At 62.8% G+C, this 17,646-nt stretch carries 14 protein-coding genes; 6 read left to right on the forward strand and 8 right to left on the reverse strand.

The genetic code is table 11. The features are described 5' to 3' along the window. Positions 1–707, reverse strand: a 707-nt coding sequence (locus Q0C23_RS02850) for a hydroxymethylpyrimidine/phosphomethylpyrimidine kinase (protein ID WP_291510910.1), incomplete at its 3' end; no start/stop codon positions are given. Positions 708–885: 178 nt separating this feature from the next. On the opposite strand from Q0C23_RS02850, the gene Q0C23_RS02855 reads away from it, so the two are divergent. After that, on the forward strand, positions 886–1,500 hold the full coding sequence (locus Q0C23_RS02855) for a hypothetical protein (RefSeq protein ID WP_291510869.1): 615 nt from the start codon (positions 886–888) through the stop codon (positions 1,498–1,500). Between the two features lie 165 nt (positions 1,501–1,665). On the opposite strand, the gene Q0C23_RS02860 is transcribed toward Q0C23_RS02855, so the two are convergent. Beyond that, a complete protein-coding gene (locus Q0C23_RS02860; RefSeq protein WP_291510870.1) occupies positions 1,666–2,520 on the reverse strand; it encodes an SDR family oxidoreductase in 855 nt (284 codons plus the stop codon). 294 nt (positions 2,521–2,814) lie between these two features. Between Q0C23_RS02860 and dnaA the strand changes: the two genes are divergently transcribed. The 5 genes from dnaA (at position 2,815) to Q0C23_RS02885 (ending at position 12,541) form a co-directional block, all read left to right on the forward strand. Further along, positions 2,815–4,170 (forward strand): chromosomal replication initiator protein DnaA, encoded by a 1,356-nt coding sequence (gene dnaA / locus Q0C23_RS02865; RefSeq protein ID WP_291510871.1) that lies wholly within the window; start codon positions 2,815–2,817, stop codon positions 4,168–4,170. 247 nt (positions 4,171–4,417) lie between these two features. Continuing rightward, positions 4,418–5,515: a DNA polymerase III subunit beta gene (gene dnaN / locus Q0C23_RS02870; RefSeq protein ID WP_291510872.1), complete on the forward strand. Its 1,098-nt coding sequence runs from the start codon at positions 4,418–4,420 to the stop codon at positions 5,513–5,515. 1 nt (position 5,516) lies between these two features. Continuing rightward, positions 5,517–6,590, forward strand: coding sequence for a DNA replication/repair protein RecF (locus Q0C23_RS02875; RefSeq protein WP_291510873.1), 1,074 nt, complete (start codon positions 5,517–5,519; stop codon positions 6,588–6,590). Next, complete coding sequence (gene gyrB / locus Q0C23_RS02880) at positions 6,587–8,995, forward strand: DNA topoisomerase (ATP-hydrolyzing) subunit B (protein ID WP_291510874.1); 2,409 nt, start codon at positions 6,587–6,589, stop codon at positions 8,993–8,995. The genes Q0C23_RS02875 and gyrB overlap by 4 nt, the downstream gene beginning before the upstream one ends. A gap of 66 nt (positions 8,996–9,061) precedes the next feature. After that, positions 9,062–12,541 carry an FAD-dependent oxidoreductase gene (locus tag Q0C23_RS02885; RefSeq protein ID WP_291510875.1) on the forward strand — a complete coding sequence of 1,160 codons (3,480 nt, stop codon included), beginning with the start codon at positions 9,062–9,064 and terminating at the stop codon, positions 12,539–12,541. Positions 12,542–12,572: 31 nt separating this feature from the next. Here Q0C23_RS02885 and minE read toward each other — a convergent pair whose 3' ends face one another. Genes minE through Q0C23_RS02915 form a run of 6 tightly spaced genes read right to left on the reverse strand, consistent with a single transcriptional unit; the run spans position 12,573 to position 17,636 of the window. Further along, complete coding sequence (gene minE / locus Q0C23_RS02890) at positions 12,573–12,842, reverse strand: cell division topological specificity factor MinE (protein ID WP_291510876.1); 270 nt, start codon at positions 12,840–12,842, stop codon at positions 12,573–12,575. Position 12,843: 1 nt separating this feature from the next. Next, positions 12,844–13,653 carry a septum site-determining protein MinD gene (gene minD, locus Q0C23_RS02895; RefSeq protein WP_291510877.1) on the reverse strand — a complete coding sequence of 270 codons (810 nt, stop codon included), beginning with the start codon at positions 13,651–13,653 and terminating at the stop codon, positions 12,844–12,846. A 24-nt stretch (positions 13,654–13,677) separates the two neighbouring features. After that, positions 13,678–14,370, reverse strand: a complete 693-nt coding sequence (minC, locus tag Q0C23_RS02900; RefSeq protein WP_291510878.1) for a septum site-determining protein MinC — start codon at positions 14,368–14,370, stop codon at positions 13,678–13,680. Positions 14,371–14,388: 18 nt separating this feature from the next. Then, entirely contained in the window at positions 14,389–14,715 is a 327-nt protein-coding gene (gene fdxA / locus Q0C23_RS02905) for a ferredoxin FdxA (protein ID WP_291510879.1), read from the reverse strand. A gap of 3 nt (positions 14,716–14,718) precedes the next feature. Continuing rightward, entirely contained in the window at positions 14,719–17,196 is a 2,478-nt protein-coding gene (gene topA, locus Q0C23_RS02910) for a type I DNA topoisomerase (RefSeq protein WP_291510880.1), read from the reverse strand. 2 nt (positions 17,197–17,198) lie between these two features. Further along, positions 17,199–17,636: a DUF494 domain-containing protein gene (locus Q0C23_RS02915; protein WP_291510881.1), complete on the reverse strand. Its 438-nt coding sequence runs from the start codon at positions 17,634–17,636 to the stop codon at positions 17,199–17,201. Between the last annotated feature and the right edge of the window lie 10 nt (positions 17,637–17,646).

The raw sequence follows: 17,646 nt of genomic DNA on the forward strand, positions 1-17,646 counted from the left end.
GCCAGTCCGGCGGCGATGGCGCTGGCAAGGGTACAACCGGTGCCGTGATACTCGCCTGGCCGACGGATCTGGTCCAGGTAGGTGAGGGTGCCGTCTGCGCGGTAGTGGCGGTTACGCAGGCGCTGCGGGTCACGACCGTGCCCGCCACTCACGAGCAGGTGGGGCAGGCCGCTGGCGAGGAGCTGCCGTGCTGCCCGGTCGAGGTCGTCACAGCCCCCGAGCCACCGCGCCTCTGGGGCGTTGGGAGTGGCGACGGTGGCGCGCGGGAAGAGCTCCTCCACCAGGACCCGAGCGAGATCGGCATCGCTCAGCACCTGCCCGCCACCCGCCCGCAGGATGGGATCGAGGACGACCGGCAGATCTGGGTGGGCATCGAGGAAGCGCGCCACGACCCGACCATTGTCGGCGCTGCCCAGTAGACCTATCTTGATGGCATCGAAGGAGAAATCCGCCACCAGCACCTGCAGCTGTGCGGCCAGATCCTCGGCCGACAGGGCGGTGACCCGCACTACACCGCGCGAGTCCTGAATGGTCCAGGCGGACAGCGCCGTGCAGACGTGCACACCCAGCGCCGCGCCGGTCAGCAGATCTGCCTGCAAACCGGCGCCGCTGCTGGGGTCGGCACCGGCGATGCTCAGCATCAGGGGCGGTTGTGCCGACATGGGTGGGAAACCGGGATCCACAAGACGCAGGCAGGGAATTTGCAAGGCATGGCTGCTGATAACATCGTAGAAGGGCCTGAACAGGGAGGGTAACCGAATGCGGCATTTGCCGGAACTCAGTTTAGCAGAAAAATTGGTACACACCGGCTTCATTTTTTTGGTCGGTTTGGGCCTACTGGTGGCGGAAGCCTATGTTTACCTTACAGTAGGTGGTAAAAATGGGATGACAGTCCACGCCGTCGTCGTCCACTATTACGGGGATCGCAGCTCCAGCACCCTGCAGTCCGTTCTACCGCAGATGATGAGCTTTGCCGGCATGTCCGCCGCCGACAAACCGAAGATGACGGCCGCAGTGGACCACTGGATCGCCAATGGCGAGAGCAAGGCCGAGTACGAGAGTCAGATCAAGCCGCTCATCGCTGCCAACTGTCTGAAATGCCACAGCGTCGCCATGAGCAAACAGCTGCACAATCCGCCCCTGGCAAGCTATGAGGATGTGAAGAAGGTGGCACAGGTGGACACGGGCATGAGTCTCACGTCCATGCTTCTCAACGGTATGGTGCACCTGACCATGCTGGGAGTGATTTTCTGGATTGCCGGCTGGATCTTCAGCAAGGCGCGATTCCCCACCGTTCCCAAGCTCATCCTCATCATCCTGCCCTTCATCGCCATGCTGGTGGATTTCTCCGGCTGGTTTCTGACCCACCACAATCCCGCCTTCGTCTGGCTGGTGCTGATCGGCGGCGCGCTGTCCTGCCCCGTCGCGCTCCTGGAGATGTTTCTGAGCCTCATCCAGATGTGGTTCCTGAAACCGCGTCCAGAGGCATCCACCGCCTGAGTGAGGCCCTGCGACCCCCGCTCCGGCGGGGGCGACTCTGTGGATAACTTTGTGGATGAAACGATGGGGTCTGGGCTATCCCGCTTCAGGTCCCGTCAAAAAATCTGCTTTAAAATTAATAACCAATTTTTTCAGTGTCTTATGTTTTTATCCGAAAGTGCCAGTCTAACTATCGCTCTTAAGCTCGCTGTCACCGGCGTGTGGAAAACTTTTTGGACCCGGTGATTCTCCGGCCTCACAGCGGGCTTTTACCGGTACCCGCGCAAAGAAAAAATCGAAGACCGGGATGGGCAGGATCCGCAGGAGACGACCCACCCAGGCCATCTGCCACGGCACTACCAGCCAGGGTCGACCGCGATCGATGGCACGCCGCATGCGCGCCGCCGCTTGCTCGGCGGGCATCAGCCAAGGCATGGGGTAGGCATTTTCCGCCGTCATGGGGGTGGCGATGTAGCCCGGGGCGATACAGGTGACGCGAATGCCGCGCGGGCGCAGTTCGAGGCGCAGGCTCTCGAGGTAGACGATGAGGCCGGCCTTGGACGCGCAGTAGGCACCGGCGCCGGGCAGACCGCGCAGGCCGGCAACACTGGCAACCCCGGCTACGCGTGCACCCACTGCGAGATAGGGCAGAAAGGCACTGACGGTATATTGGACACCGACCAGGTTGGTGGCCAGGATCTGGGCGAATACCGCGCGATCCGCCGGTTCGCTGCTCAGGGTGCCGTGACTGATACCGGCATTGGCGATGAGTACCGAGATCGGCCCCCATTGCGCGTGACAGCGACGGGCGAGGCGATCCAGGTGGCTAGCGTCGGTGACGTCCGCCTGGGCGACGCAGACATCCGCTCCCTGCTGGCGCGCCGCCGTCGCCGTCTGTTCCAATTCCGGCAGACGTCGACCGATGAGGAAGAGCCGCGCGGATGCTTCGGCATAGGCCAGCGCCAGAGCCCTGCCGATGCCGCTACCGGCGCCGGTGATGACGATGGTGCGCCCGGACGAAGCCGAGTGACTGTGGGACACTGCCAAAACGCTCCTCCTGCGCGCAAGGATACCCGATCAGCTTACTCCAGGTAGCTCCTTTCGCCCAGCCGTTGGACGGCAACCAGGTGACCGCCATGTATGGCCTAATTTTCTGAAAAAACGAAATATTCCTGGCGAGGACAGGAACTTTTGGGGGCCGCGACGACTGGCCACCGGAGGGGCGGATGGGTATACTGACCGCAGACCTTGTTCCTTGCTATCGTTACACGGGAAACCCTTCCTGCACTGCAGCTTGCGGCCAGGATCGGGTCACCACGACCAGATAGGATCATCATGAGCAGTCATTCAGCGCCGACAGCGTTGCAAGATGGAGCCGCGCTGTGGTCCGCCCTATGCGTCCAGCTGGAGCTCGTCACCAGTCCGCAGCAGTTCAACACCTGGCTGCGGCCCCTGCGTGGCGAGCTGCAGGGTCGGGAGTTGCGGCTGCTCGCACCCAACCCCTTCGTGCGCGACTGGGTGCGTGAGCGTATGGCCGAGTTGGTCCGAGAACAGTTGCAGCAGATCGCGCCGGGCTTCGAGCTGGTCGTCACCCTGGACGACGCGACCGAGACGGCGTCGGCAACAACGCCAGCCACCCCGACACCCCTCGAAAGAACGGGATCGACGGGTGGCCATCGTCTCAATCCCGCCTTCAGCTTCCAGTCTTACGTCGAGGGCAAATCCAACCAGCTGGCTTTGGCAGCAGCCCGACAGGTGGCCGAGCATCCAGGCAAGTCCTACAACCCTCTTTACATCTACGGTGGCGTCGGATTGGGCAAGACCCACCTCATGCAGGCCGTCGGCAACGACATACTGCAGCGCCAGCCCGAGGCCAAGGTGCTCTACATCAGCTCCGAAGGCTTCATCATGGATATGGTGCGTTCGCTGCAGCACAACACCATCAACGACTTCAAACAGCGTTACCGCAAACTGGACGCACTGCTCATCGACGACATCCAGTTCTTCGCCGGCAAGGATCGTACCCAGGAGGAGTTCTTCCACACCTTCAATGCGCTCTTCGACGGCGGGCGGCAGATCATTATCACCTGCGATCGCTATCCCAAGGAGGTAGAGGGTCTGGAGGAGCGTCTGCAGTCGCGCTTCGGCTGGGGCCTTACCGTTGCCATCCAGCCCCATGACCTGGAAACCCGCATGGCCATCGTCCTGTGCAAGGCCGAGGACCACGGTATCCAACTACCGGAAGAGGTCGCCTTTTTCATTGCCGAAAAGATTCGCTCTCACGTGCGTGAGTTGGAAGGAGCACTGCGGCGCGTCATCGCCCACGTCAACTTCACCCACAAACCCTATAGTGTGGAATCCGCCAAGGAGGCCCTGCGCGATCTCATCGATGTTCAGAAACGCATGGTCAGTCTCGAAAATATCCAAAAAGTGGTCGCGGATTATTACCACATCCGGGCCTCGGAGATGCAGTCCAAAAGGCGCAATCGCAATGTGGCCAGGCCGCGACAGATGGCCATGGCCCTGACCAAGGAATTGACCCGGCACAGTCTTCCGGAAATCGGTGAGGCCTTCGGTGGACGTGATCACACCACCGTCCTGCACGCCTGCCGTCAGATCGAGAAATTACGCCGGGAAAGCCCGCAACTCGAGGAAGATTATAACAATCTCATCCGGATTCTGGGCGCATGAGTGCAGGTTCGAAAAAGCTGTGGATAAGCGCAGGGATAAAGTCCGTACCATTTCGGGATAAGCACGGGCAGGTCGATCCATCCCGACCCATACCAACTTATCCACAAGCTATACCGCGGCATACCTTGAAGAAAAAACCTGTGAAAACAAAGCATTATTACCACCACCCACAGGTGGGAATGCCCTTAATAATAACTACAGAAAAAAGAAGATATTTATTATATTTAGCATCTGGGGGAGAGACGATATGAAAATCCGGGTAGAACGCGATACGCTTTTGCCCATGCTCGCCAGTATGGTCAGCGTGGCGGATCGACGGCCGATACAGCCCATACTCTCCCACCTCTTAGTCAAGGCAGAGGGAGAATCCCTAAGCTGTGTGGCCACGGATCTCGAGGTGCAACTGTACAGCCACGTAGCAGCCCAGGTAGAACAAGCGGGTGCCTGCGCGATACCGGCCCGCAAGCTCTACGACATCTGCCGCTCCCTGGCGGAAGGGAGCCAGATCGATATCAGCCGAGACAAGGAGCGCATCGCGCTGCGCTGTGGTTCTGCGCGCTTTCATCTGCAATCGCTGCCCGCAGAACAGTTTCCGGAAAGCGGTGCAGACGACTCCCTCTTTTCCGGACACTGCAGCGGCACGGCGCTGCGGGAAGCCCTCTCGGTAGCCGCTACGGCCATGGCCCAGAACGATGCGCGTTTCTTTCTCAACGGGGTCCTTCTGGAAGTGGCGGAACAGGAACTGCGATGTATCGCTACCGACGGTCACCGCCTTGCACGTATGACCCTGCCTTTTGCCCACGCTGAGGAACTACCCACCTATCAGGGCATCATGCCGCGCAAGGCCGTACTCGAACTCAGCCGCCTGCTGGGTGAAGAAGACGTGGAGCTGCGCTTCGGCCACAATGCCATCGTCCTTGCCAACGATACCCTCCAGTTCCGCTGCAAGCTCATCGATGCCCGTTACCCCGACTACCGTCGGGTGATCCCCTTCGGCCATCCCGAGCGAGCGCAGTTGGATCGCCAGTCTCTGAAACAGGCCTTGACTCAGATCAACGTGCTTTCCAGCGACAAGAATCCCGCTTGCGTCCTCAATTTCCGGACAGAGACGCTGGGTCTGCGCAGCCGAAATGAAGAGCAGGAAGAGGCCGAAGTGGAAATTCCGGTGCAGTACAGCGGTGCCGGTCTGGAAATCGCCTTCAACAGCCACTATCTGGCCGACTCGACCCAGATCTTTACCGACCCAGAGATTGCCGTGCAGCTCAAGGACAACAGCAGCAGCGTGCTGTTTACTCCCCTGGAAGGAGACAACCCGCTGTATATCGTCATGCCCATTCGCCTGTGAGATGCGCATTGCCGTACTGGAGATCCAGGATGTGCGCTGCATCCGGCATATGCGTCTCGCCGCGGGGCCGAACTGGAACTGGTTGGTGGGACCCAATGGCGCAGGGAAAAGCACCGTCCTGGAAGCCCTGCACCTGCTGGGTCTCGGGCAAAGCTGGCGTCGCGGACCACGGCAGCTCATCCGCGAGGGCAGCGCGGGCTTTTCCCTCAGCGTCCTGCGCGCAGAAGATCTCGATTTGAACGACCGTCTCGTGCTGGAGCAACGCGGCAGCGAACGCCACATGCGCTTTGGTGGCGAGTCTCTTTCCTCGCAGTGGGCTCTGCTGGAGCTGCTACCCATCCAAGCCATTCACAACGCCAACAGCGAATTCATTGCCGGTTCTGCCGACGATCGGCGGCGCCAGCTGGATTGGGGCATCTACCGGCGGCATCGCGAGTATGGCGAGCAACTGCGTCAGTATCGTCGGCTCTTGGCACAGCGCAACGCCTGGCTGCGCAGCCATGGCGGCCGCAAAGACCCCTGGCTGGACATGCTGGCGAAAGCTGGTGAGCTCCTGCACACCTATCGACGTCGCGAGGTCCAAGATCTGCAGCAGCGACTCACGGGCCTCTGGCAACAGCGAACGGGCTCCCATGCCGAACTGAGCCTGCACCTGCAATCGGGATGGCGCGAGGGCCTGGGCCTTGCCGAAGTGCTACGCGAAGACCTGGGCAGCGATGTGGAAACGGGCTTCACCCGCAGCGGCCCACACCGCGCCAATCTGCTCTTTCGTATCGACGATCGCAGTGCCGCCGACAGCCTATCCCGGGGCCAGCTGCGCATCCTTGGTAACTGCTTTCGCCTGGCGCAGTTGCAGGCCCTGAAGGACAGTCGCCTGGAGCTGCCGCTGGTGCTCATCGACGATTTTGCCGCCGAGCTGGATCCTGCGGGGCGCCTATGGTGGCGCCAGCAACTGGATGCCCTGGGCGTGCAGGTCTTTGCTGCGGGTACCGAGGCCGCAGCCCTACCCATCCGTGCCGAGGATTGCCAATGGGCGATCCAGGCCGGACAATTGCGTGAAGGAAAATCATCATGACCGAAACCTACGACTCTTCCAGTATCCAGGTGTTGCGCGGGCTAGAGGCCGTGCGCAAACGTCCCGGCATGTACATCGGCGATACCGACGATGGCAGTGGCCTGCACCACATGGTTTTCGAGGTGGTGGACAACGCCATCGACGAGGCCCTCGCCGGGCATTGCGATCGCATCGTAGTCACCATCCACGAGGACGAGTCCGTCAGCGTACGCGACAATGGCCGCGGCATACCGGTGGATATCCACGCCGAAGAGGGACGCTCGGCGGCAGAGGTGATCCTCACGGTCCTCCACGCCGGCGGCAAATTCGATGACAACGCCTACAAGGTCTCGGGCGGTCTGCACGGTGTCGGTGTCTCCGTAGTCAATGCCCTTTCGGAGTACCTGCTTCTACAGATCGACCGCGACGGTTACCGCTGGCTGCAGGAGTATCACGACGGCGAGCCCGTGGCACCGCTGCGGCGGGGGGAGCCCTCGCGCAAACGCGGTACGGAGATCCGCTTCAAACCCTCACCACAGATCTTTGCCGACACCCACTTCCATTTTGAGATTCTGGCCAAGCGCCTGCGCGAGCTCGCCTTTCTCAACTCCGGTGTGCACATTCAGTTGCGCGACGAGCGCGGTGAAGGGCGGGAGGAGACCTTCCACTACGAGGGCGGGATCCGCGCCTTCGTCGAGCACCTGAACCGGAGCAAGACCGCCATCCACCCTACCGTCATCAGTTTGACGGGCGCGCGCGATGGTGTCGTCGTGGAGGCGGCCTTGCAGTGGAACGAGGGCTATAACGAGAGCGTCCTCTGTTTTACCAACAACATTCCCCAAGCGGACGGCGGCACGCACCTGGCCGGTTTTCGCGCCGCTCTGACGCGCACCCTGAATCAGTACATGGAGCGCGAGGGGATTCTCGCCAAGGCCAAAGTGGCCGTCTCGGGCGACGATGCCCGAGAGGGTCTGACGGCGGTGCTCTCGGTGAAGGTACCGGATCCCAAGTTCTCCTCACAGACCAAGGAGAAGCTGGTATCCAGCGAAGTGAAGCCCATCGTCGAGGCGTCCATGGCCGAGGCCCTAGGCATCTTCCTCGACGAACATCCGCGCGAGGCCCAGGCCATCGCCGCCAAGGTGGTAGAGGCAGCGCGTGCGCGGGAGGCGGCGCGGCGAGCGCGGGAATTGACGCGGCGCAAGGGTGCTCTGGATATCGCCAATCTGCCGGGGAAACTTGCCGACTGCCAGGAAAAAGACCCGGCCAAGTGTGAGATCTATCTGGTGGAGGGCGATTCTGCGGGAGGCTCCGCCAAACAGGGACGCGACCGTCGCCATCAGGCCATCCTGCCCCTGAAGGGCAAGATTCTCAATGTAGAGCGAGCGCGATTCGACAAGATGCTGTCCTCCGACGAGATCGGCACCCTCATCACCGCCCTGGGGACGGGCATCGGTCCAGAAGACTTCGATGTCGCCAAGCTGCGCTACCATCGGGTCATCATCATGACGGATGCCGATGTGGACGGCAGCCACATCCGCACGCTTCTGTTGACCTTCTTTTACCGGCAGATGCCGGAATTGGTGGCCCGCGGTCACGTCTATATCGCCCAACCACCCCTGTACAAGGTCAAGAAAGGCAAGGACGAACGCTATATCAAGGACGATCTGGAACTGGCCGCCTATCTCCGGGAGTTGGCCGTACAAGGTGCACGCTTCGAGACCGCCGCCGGCGGCGAGGTCATTGCCGATGAGAACTTGGCTGGCCTGATCCGCCAGTATCAGGGCGTCGAGGCGGTGATCGAACGCCTCGGCCGCCGTTATCCCAGTCCCCTGCTCTGGGCCCTGGCGACCCTGGCCGCCCCCGCGTCGGCCATGGATGAGAGCGACCGCGCTGCCTGGCAGGAGTTCGTCGCCGGCCTCGAGGCGATCCTGCAGGAGGACGCGCTGCCGGGAGAACGCTATCGCGTCGAGATCGTCGGTGGCGAAAGCCCCCGCCTGCACATCGAACGGCGCCTGCACGGTAGTCAGGAGCAGCGCTTTCTGGACGCGGATTTCTTTGCCACGGCGGATTATCGCCACCTGCGCCAATACGCCGAACAGGTGGAGAGTCGCGTGGGGACCGGTGCACGCATTCACCGCGGCGACAAATCCGCCGAACTGCGGCATTTTCGCCAGGGCATGCAGTGGCTCCTGGCCCAGGCACGACAGGGTGTCGAGATCCAGCGTTACAAGGGTCTGGGCGAGATGAATCCGGAACAGCTCTGGGAGACCACCATGAATGCCGATCACCGGCGCCTGGTGCGCGTCGATGTGGAGGATGCCATCGCCGCCGACGAGGTCTTTTCCATGCTCATGGGCGACGCGGTGGAACCGCGCCGCCGCTTCATCGAAGAAAACGCGCGCTTCGTATCGCGCCTGGACGTCTGAGGACCATTTTTCAGAAACATACACGGACACGGCGGCACCCAGGTGGTGTTGCCCAGGGGAGTCAAGGTGCTGACATTCACTGAGGGGAATTTTGCGGATTTTTTCACGGCCGAGGGTCTCGCTCGTCTGGATATCGATTTCCAGGCGATGCTTTCGGCCGAGTGGCCGGATCTCGCCCGGCAGCTGGCCGATTACCGTGCCGGCAAGATAGCGGCCCAGGGTCAAGAGAGCAGCGCGCTGCTGCTGGCCCTGGCGCCCATTCTGGAAGCCTATCTCGCCCGTTTCTTTGCCATCGAGGCGGACAATGCCGCCCTGCAGGAAAGCACGCGCGGCCACGATCCGGTCATGGCTTTCAAAAAACATTTCGTGTTGCGCCGCGCCCGCCGATATCGCGGCGAATTCCCCGAGACCTTTGCCGAGCTGGAGACCTGGCTCGACCGCGAGATCCGACAGGCCCACTTGGATCCCGGCGATCCGGAACTGGCCATTGCCCGCCTGGGCGAAGCGTGGCTCGCAGATGAGGCAAAACACGCCGAGGCCATCCTCAAGCTCACCCGCTGGTGTGCCCTTGCCCTGAACGATCGCGAAGGCCGGCAACGGGTGGCGGACTGGCCCAGCTTTCGGCTGCCGCAGCGGGTGGACCACGAGGCCTTGGTGCCCCTGCAGCGCCTTACCACCCGTCCCGATCAGCCCTGGATCGGCGATCCGACGCAGCTGCGCCGACGCGACGGTTTCCATCTCACGGATCAGCGTATGGATGCCCGTGGTGTCCAGAGTGAGGTGCACTACTGTCTGTATTGCCACGATCACGATGGCGATTTTTGCTCCAAGGGTTTCCCGGAAAAGAAGGGGGTGCCGGAGCTGGGCTTCAAGGTAGATCCGCTGGGTGTGACCCTCACGGGCTGTCCTCTGGAGGAAAAGATCTCGGAGATGCAGATCCTGCGCCGCGATGGTTTCAACATCGGCGCGTTGGCCATGATCATGGTGGACAACCCCATGCTTCCGGCCACGGGGCATCGTATCTGCAACGATTGCATGAAGGCCTGCGTCTATCAGAAGCAGGACCCGGTGAATATCCCGCAGGTAGAGACCCGGATCCTGAGCGATGTGCTGTCGCTGCCCTATGGCGTCGAGATCTACGATCTCCTCTGCCGCTGGAACCCGCTGCGCCAGACCCAGTATCTGGCAAAGGATTACAATGGCCGGCGGGTACTGGTGGCGGGTATGGGGCCGGCCGGATTCACCATGGCGCATCACCTGCTCCAAGAGGGCTGTGCGGTGGTGGGCATCGACGGTCTCAAGATCGAGCCCCTGGCAGAGGACTGGCTGCATCGGCCTGTGCGTTCTTGGGCGGCGCTGCAGGAGGATCTGGACGAGCGGCTGTTGCTGGGGTTCGGGGGCGTTGCGGAATATGGCATCACCGTGCGCTGGGACAAGAATTTTCTCAAGCTCATCTATCTGAGCCTCGCGCGCCGACCGCTGTTCCAGATCTTCGGTGGCGTGCGTCTGGGTGGCACGCTGACCTTGGAGGATGCCTGGGCCAGTGGCTTCGATCACGTATGCCTGGCGACGGGTGCGGGGCTGCCCCGGGTATTGTCCTTGCCCGGCAGTCTCGCTCGCGGCATGCGTCAGGCCAGCGACTTTCTCATGGCGCTGCAGCTCACGGGGGCAGGAAAGCAGAGCAGTCTTGCCAATCTGCAGGTACGCCTGCCGGCCGTGGTCATCGGCGGCGGCCTGACGGCCGTGGATACCGCAACGGAGGTCCAGGCTTATTACGTGCGGCAGGTGGAAAAGGTGCTGCAGCGCTATGAGACTTTGGCCGAGGCGCGCGGGGAGGAGGCGGTACGGGCCGGACTGGGGGCGGAGGATGCGGCGATTCTCGACGAGTTTCTTGAGCACGGTAGGGCCGTGCGTGCGGAGCGCGCGCGTGCCCGTGCCGCTGGGGAGATGCCCAATTTCATTCCTCTCCTGCAGGCTTGGGGCGGGGTGACTCTGGCCTATCGCAAGGGCATGCAGCAATCCCCGGCCTACACCCGCAATCACGAGGAACTCATCAAAGCCCTGCAGGAGGGGCTCTTCTACCAGGAGGGCCTCGATCCCCTGCGCGCCGAGCTGGATGGCTACGGCCACATTGCCGCCATGGTATTTCGACGGATGGAAGAGGTGGAAGGGCGTTGGCGCCCCACGGATACGGAGCTGCGCCTGCCGGCCCGAGCCGTTTTCGTCGCCGCCGGCACGGTCCCCAACACCATATACGAGCGGGAATACCCAGGTACCCTGACCCTGGATGGCGATCACTTTCAGACCTATGTGGGGCACGCCCACAGTCTGCAAACGGTACAGGTAGCCGCAGACTGCAAGGCGCCGGATTTCGGTCCCTTCACCTCCTACCACGATGATCAACAGCATCGCGTGAGCTTCGTGGGCGATGCTCACCCCGTCTTCCACGGCAGTGTGGTCAAGGCCATCGCCTCGGCCAAGCGCAGCTACCCCGAGCTCATGGAACACCTGCGGCAACTGCCCGAACGGCATATCTCCCTTGAGTCCTTTCAGGGGGAGATGGCGCGGCGACTCGGTATGCGTATCCGGCGCATCGATCGCAGCAACCCGGCGGTCTGCGAACTCTGGGTGGAGGCTCCGGCGGCCGCCCAGAATTTCCGTCCGGGGCAGTTCTTCCGACTGCAGAGCTATGAGGCAAGCAGTCCTCTCACCGAGGGCACGCGGCTGCAGATCCCGGTCCTCACGGTCAGTGGCGCCGGAGTCGAGGACGACTGCATCCGTCTCATGGTGCTTCAGTGGGGTACGGCACCGCGTCTGGTGGGCCGTCTGCGCGAGGGCGATCCCATCGTGCTCATGGGTCCGACGGGAGCACCCACGGACATCCCCCAGAACAAGACCATCCTGGTGGTGGCGGGGCGCTGGGGCGCAGCCGTGATGATGGATATCGGCCCGGCCCTAAGGGCGGCGGGCAACCGCGTTCTCTACGTCGCCGCGCTGGGAGAGGCTCGGGAACTGGATCACCAGGAGCTCCTGGAGGCGGCCGCGGACCAGATCGTCTGGTGTGTTGCCAAGGGTCCGCAGATCGCGGCACGGCGTCCCCAGGACCTCAGCGTCACGGCCAGCGACATGGTGCAGCTCTTGCAGGATTATGCCGCCGGACGCTTGGGACGGATCGACTCTCACATCGCCCTGGACACCGTGGACCGGCTCATGGTGATGGGCTCCACGGGACTGCTCAAGGCCTTCCAGGCCGCTTTGCGCGGAACGCTGGAGGGGTGTTTCCGGCCAGACCTAGAGGCCGTTGCGACCGTCGGCAGTCCCATGCAATGCATGCTGAAGGGAGTCTGTGCCCAGTGTCTGCAGTGGCAGGTGGATCCACAGACCGGACAACGCACGCAGGCGGTGTTCAGTTGCGCTGGCCAGGATCAGCCCCTGGCCTGGGTGGATCTGGACCACCTGGCGGCACGGCAGAGCCAGAACCGCCTGTTGGAACGCCTTTCCAGCCAGTGGCTGGATCACCTGCTCCAGGGGATGGCCAAGGCCTGAGCAGGCACGGCGAGATATCGCCGGGGAGCGCTCAGGGTTTCGGTGGCGAAGCCTGCTTCTCGGGGAAGAGCACGTTCAGCTCCAGTACCTCGAAGTCGCCGCGCCGCTCGAGATTGACACTGATGCGATCCCGCTCCACCGGTAGGTACTTGGCAATGACGGCGAGCAGTTCCTCCTGCATCTGCGGCAGGAAATCCTGGGTTCCGGCGGAGCGTTCGTGGGCCAAAATCAGACGCAGACGGTCCTTGGCCACCTCCGCGCTTTTCTTGCGGGTCCCTAAAAAGTAGTCGAGAAAGGACATGTCAGCCTCCGAAAAGCCGCTTGAAAAGGCTCTGCTTTTCCGGCTGCGTGAAACGTAGGGGGCGGTCTTCACCCAGGAATCTGGCGATGGCGTCCTCGTAGGCCTGGGCGACGTCCGTACCCTTCATGTGGATGGCCGGTATACCCTGGTTGGAGGCCTGAAGAATGGTCTCCGATTCGGGGATGACCCCGAGCAGCGGCGTGCGCAACAGCTCCTGGACATCCTCCACCGACAACATCTCGCCGCTCTGGACGCGGCGGGGCGCGTAGCGGGTGAGCAGGAGATGCTCCTTGACGGGGCTATCGCCCGTTTCGGCCCGCTTCGAACGGGCCTGGAGGATACCGATGATGCGATCCGAATCGCGTACGGAGGAGACCTCTGGATTGGTCACGACGATGGCCTCGTCGGCGTGGTACAGAGCCCGCAGAGCGCCTGTCTCGATGCCCGCCGGCGAGTCGCAGACGATGTAATCGAAATCCTTCTGCAGCTCTTCCATGATGGCGGCCACACCCTCGGCGGTGAGGGCCTCCTTGTCGCGGGTCTGGGAGGTGGGAAGAATGTAGAGCTGTTCCAGTTGGCGGTCCCGGATGAGAGCCTGCTGCAGCCGGGCCTCGCCCTGGATGACGTTGATGAGATCGTAGACCACCCGGCGCTCGCAGCCCATGACCAGATCCAGATTGCGCAGACCCACGTCGAAATCGATGACCACGGTGCGAAAATTGCGCAGCGCAAGGCCGCTGGCAAAGGCGGCACTGGTGGTGGTCTTGCCCACCCCGCCTTTTCCCGAGGTGACGACGATGATCCTGGCCATGGTTCTTGTCTCCGGTAGGGGGTACTACGTTTGTAGAGGGATTATATGCAGCTCTTCCTCGTTCAGGTACACCTGGGCCGGGCGGCTCCACAGGGGATGCTGGGAGTCGAGGGTGCGGTAGACACCGGCGATGGCCACCAGTTCGGCCTCGAGGCTGTGGCAGAATATGCGCGCGTTGCTGGCACCGCTCACCCCGGCCATGGCACGACCGCGCAAGGCGCCGTAGACGTGTAGGTGACCATCGGCCAATACCTCGGCGCCGGCATTGACCACGCCCAGGCACACCAGACCCGTGTGTCGTGCGTAGAAGCGCTGACCGCTGCGCACGGGCTGGTCGAGGATTCGGTCGGGTACTGCGGCGGGTGCCTGCGTTGCTGCGGATGGGGGCGCGGCGCCCTGATCCCGACCGCGCAGGGTAGCAAGGCCCAGTTTCCGGGCGGCCTCCTGCAGGGCCTCAGAAGCCTGCCGTACCCCCACCACCGTGCAGCCGAGATCGCGCAGGCTCGCGACACAGGCACCCAGCTGCTCTGCCTCGGCGTCGGACCAGTGTGCCATATCCAGTACGAGACCGGCGCCGTGCAGCAGATCGGGGAGACGACCATCCGGGCCGAGGATTTCCCGGCGCAGGGTGGAGGGATCGGCATGGAAGAGCTCCAGAATGGGCAGCGTGAAAACGCCGCCAGTCAGGCGCAGGCCGCTGCGGTCGGATTCAGTCATGTTTCACGGGAAACACAATCATCCGCGCTTCAGTAGGGGCCGCTTGTTCGGCTTGCCATTCCACTCGTCGGCGTCCGCCGGTGCTGCCTTTTTGCGCAATATGACGGGCCAAAGCTTGCTCAGTTCGGCATTGAGGGCAGTGAAATCCCGCTGATCCGCGGGTACTTCGTCCTCGGCAAAAATGGCATCGGCGGGGCACTCGGGGACACAGGCGGCGCAATCGATGCACTCTACAGGGTCGATGGCCAGAAAGTTGGGTCCTTCATGAAAACACTCCACGGGACAGACTTCGGCGCAATCGGTGTACTTGCACTGGATACAGTTTTCGGTGACGACGTAGGTCATGTTTCACGCTTTGACGGTGGGTTTCTTGGACGTTTTGCTCTTGCTGGCGGTGGTACTGCCGCCCTTGGCCCGCACGGTCTTGGTCGAGCCGGGTGCCTTGGAGGCAGCGGCCGTCTTTTTGCCGCGCTTCGCGCCGCGGCGTGCGGCGGTGTCCTGATCGTCCTTGGGGGTCGGCGGGCTGTACTCTGCCAGGAGTTTCTGCACCTCAGCGACGTCCGCTTCGGCAGGGAAATGAAAGGCGCATTCGCCTTGCGGGCAGACCAGTTCGTCTCCTCGTCGCTTGGTCGTCTTCTGGTAGAGGATAGGCCAGGCGCACCGGGGACAGGGCCGTTGCACCGGCGGTCCCCACAGGGCGTAGCTGCATTTGGGGTAGGTGTCGCAGGAGTAGAACACTTTACCGTAGCGACTGCGCTTTTCCACCAGTTCACCAAGGCCGCACTGTGGACAGGTGATGCCGGTGCCTTTGGGTTTGTTCAGTGCTTCGATGTGCTTGCATTGGGGATAAGCGCTGCAGGAGATGAAACGGCCGTAGCGCCCGGTCTTGTAGACCAGAGGCTGGCCACAGTCGGGGCAATCGCGGCCCACGGGCTCCGGGGCCTCCCGCGGTCCTTCCAGAGGCCGGGAGTAATGGCACTCGGGAAAGCCGGAGCAGGCGATGAAGCGCCCGTGTCGACCGAGTTTCACCAGGAGTTTCTTGCCGCACTCCGGACAGTCTTCGTCCAGCGCCTCGCTGGTGGCTTCCTGCCGGCTGACCGTGGCCTTTTCCTCCAGCAGTTCTCGGAAGGGTCCCCAGAACTGCGCGAGCACGGGTTGCCATTGTTTCTCGCCGCGGGCGATGGCGTCCAGCTCGTCTTCCATTCCCGCAGTGAAGCCATAGTCGACGTAGCGTTCGAAGTGCTGGATCAGGAAGCGCCCGACAACGCGGCCGAGGTCCGTGGGGAAAAAGCGGCGTTGCTGGACCTCCACATACTCACGGTTCTGCAGGGTCTGAATGATGCTGGCGTAGGTGGAGGGTCGGCCAATGCCGTGCGCCTCCAGAGTCTTGACCAGGGTCGCGTCGCTGTAACGCGGTGGCGGCTCGGTGAAGTGCTGTTCGCAGAAGACCTCGTCCACGGCCACGGTCTCGCCCTCGCGCAGGGGCGGCAGCAGACGTTCCTCGTCCTCCTCCGCCGCCTCGTCGCGGCCTTCCAGGTAGACAGCCATGAAGCCGGGAAAGGTCACCGTCGAGCCGTTGGCGCGGAGATTCCAATGGCTGTCCGCGTCGAGATCTACGGCCACGAGATCCAGGCGGGCCGCCGCCATCTGGCAGGCCACGCTGCGTTTCCAGATCAGGTCGTAGAGGCGCCACAGATCCCGTTCCAACACGCCCTTGAGGCTATCGGGCGTGCGCTGCACATCCGTCGGTCGGATGGCCTCGTGGGCCTCCTGGGCATTCTTGCTCTTGGTTTGATAGCGTCGCGCCTCGGCTGGCAAGAACTCGGCCCCATAGTGACCGGCAATGAAGCCGCGCAGGGACTGGAGCGCCTCTTCGGCGAGGTTGACGGCGTCGGTACGCATGTAGGTGATGAGGCCGACAGTTTCGCTGCCGATGCTCACGCCCTCGTAGAGTTGTTGCGCCACGCGCATGGTGCGGCTGGCGCTGAAGCCCAACTTGCGTGACGCTTCCTGCTGCAAGGTCGAGGTGGTGAAGGGCGCGGCAGGCTGGCGTTGCCGGCTCTTGCGCTCCACCTTGCGCACCCGCAGGCCGTGCGCGGCGATGTCTTGGAGCATGGCCTGGCGCAGTTCCTCGGCGCGTTCGCCATCGACGATGTCGAACTGCTCCAGCTTCTGCTGCTGCCAGTGGGTCAGGCGCGCCGCGAAAAGGTCCTCGGCGCGGCGCAGGCGCGCGCCCAGGGTCCAGTATTCCTGACGGACGAAGGCCTCGATCTCATCCTCGCGCTCGCACACGAGGCGCAGGGCGGCGCTCTGTACTCTTCCGGCAGACAGACCGGGACGGACCTTGCGCCACAGCAGGGGGGAAAGATTGAAGCCGACGAGGTAGTCCAAGGCACGCCGCGCCTGCTGCGCATTGACGAGGTCGCCGGCGATTTCGCGCGGGTGGGCAATGGCCTCCCGCACCGCCTTCTGGGTGATCTCGTGAAAAACCACGCGATGCACCGCCCGTCCCTTCAAGAGGCCCCTCTCCCGCAACAGCTCCACCAGGTGCCAGGAGATGGCCTCCCCCTCGCGATCCGGGTCGGTGGCCAGCCACAGGGCATCGGCTGAACGCAGCGCCTTGGCGATGGCCTCCACGTGTCGTTGGTTGCGCTCGATTTCGGCGTAGCGCATGGCAAAGCCGTGCTCGGGATCCACCGCGCCCTCCTTGGGCAGCAGGTCACGCACGTGCCCATAGGAAGCTAGCACCGTAAAGTCCTTGCCCAAGTACTTTTCGATGGTCTTGGCCTTGGCCGGAGATTCGACGACGACGAGTTGCTGACCCATGCTCAGTGCAGGATACGCTTGCCGTCGGGATCGAGTAGATTGTCCATCCACAGGGATTCCGGTCCCGGTTCGTTGGCCAGGACCAGAAAGGCGACCCAGTCGAGGGTATCGACATCGGCTTCGTCCAGTTCCAGCGCAAGCAGACGATCGATGATGCGTTCCCGCAGGACGCCGTTGATTACGCCCAGGCGCTCCCACTCCTGCAGCTGGCCTCGGGTGGCCACCGACAGGTTGCGCAGCTCCCAGGGGTGATAGGCACGGGTAGCGCGGGCATTGTCGTGCTGCTCGGAGACGGCATCAAAGCCATCCATCCAGTCCAAGGCCCGCTGGATGTCCTCCTCGGGATAGCCCACTGCCCGTAGCTGATCCTCCACCTCGAGGTCGTCCTCGTCGTCCAGATGGTCCAGGAGGTAGCTGATGATGTCGATCACGTCTTCCATGGGAACAACC

The organism is Acidithiobacillus sp. (assembly GCF_023256195.1).
Classification (GTDB): domain Bacteria; phylum Pseudomonadota; class Gammaproteobacteria; order Acidithiobacillales; family Acidithiobacillaceae; genus Acidithiobacillus_A.

Bases quoted from the DNA above. Each gene is read 5' to 3' on its own strand.
- Q0C23_RS02855 (WP_291510869.1), top strand. From the start codon at position 886: ATGACAGTCCACGCCGTCGTCGTCCACTATTACGGGGATCGCAGCTCC.
- dnaA (WP_291510871.1), top strand. From the start codon at position 2,815: ATGAGCAGTCATTCAGCGCCGACAGCGTTGCAAGATGGAGCCGCGCTG.
- dnaN (WP_291510872.1), top strand. From the start codon at position 4,418: ATGAAAATCCGGGTAGAACGCGATACGCTTTTGCCCATGCTCGCCAGT.
- Q0C23_RS02875 (WP_291510873.1), top strand. From the start codon at position 5,517: ATGCGCATTGCCGTACTGGAGATCCAGGATGTGCGCTGCATCCGGCAT.
- gyrB (WP_291510874.1), top strand. From the start codon at position 6,587: ATGACCGAAACCTACGACTCTTCCAGTATCCAGGTGTTGCGCGGGCTA.
- minE (WP_291510876.1), bottom strand. From the start codon at position 12,842: ATGTCCTTTCTCGACTACTTTTTAGGGACCCGCAAGAAAAGCGCGGAG.
- minD (WP_291510877.1), bottom strand. From the start codon at position 13,653: ATGGCCAGGATCATCGTCGTCACCTCGGGAAAAGGCGGGGTGGGCAAG.
- minC (WP_291510878.1), bottom strand. From the start codon at position 14,370: ATGACTGAATCCGACCGCAGCGGCCTGCGCCTGACTGGCGGCGTTTTC.
- fdxA (WP_291510879.1), bottom strand. From the start codon at position 14,715: ATGACCTACGTCGTCACCGAAAACTGTATCCAGTGCAAGTACACCGAT.
- topA (WP_291510880.1), bottom strand. From the start codon at position 17,196: ATGGGTCAGCAACTCGTCGTCGTCGAATCTCCGGCCAAGGCCAAGACC.
- Q0C23_RS02915 (WP_291510881.1), bottom strand. From the start codon at position 17,636: ATGGAAGACGTGATCGACATCATCAGCTACCTCCTGGACCATCTGGAC.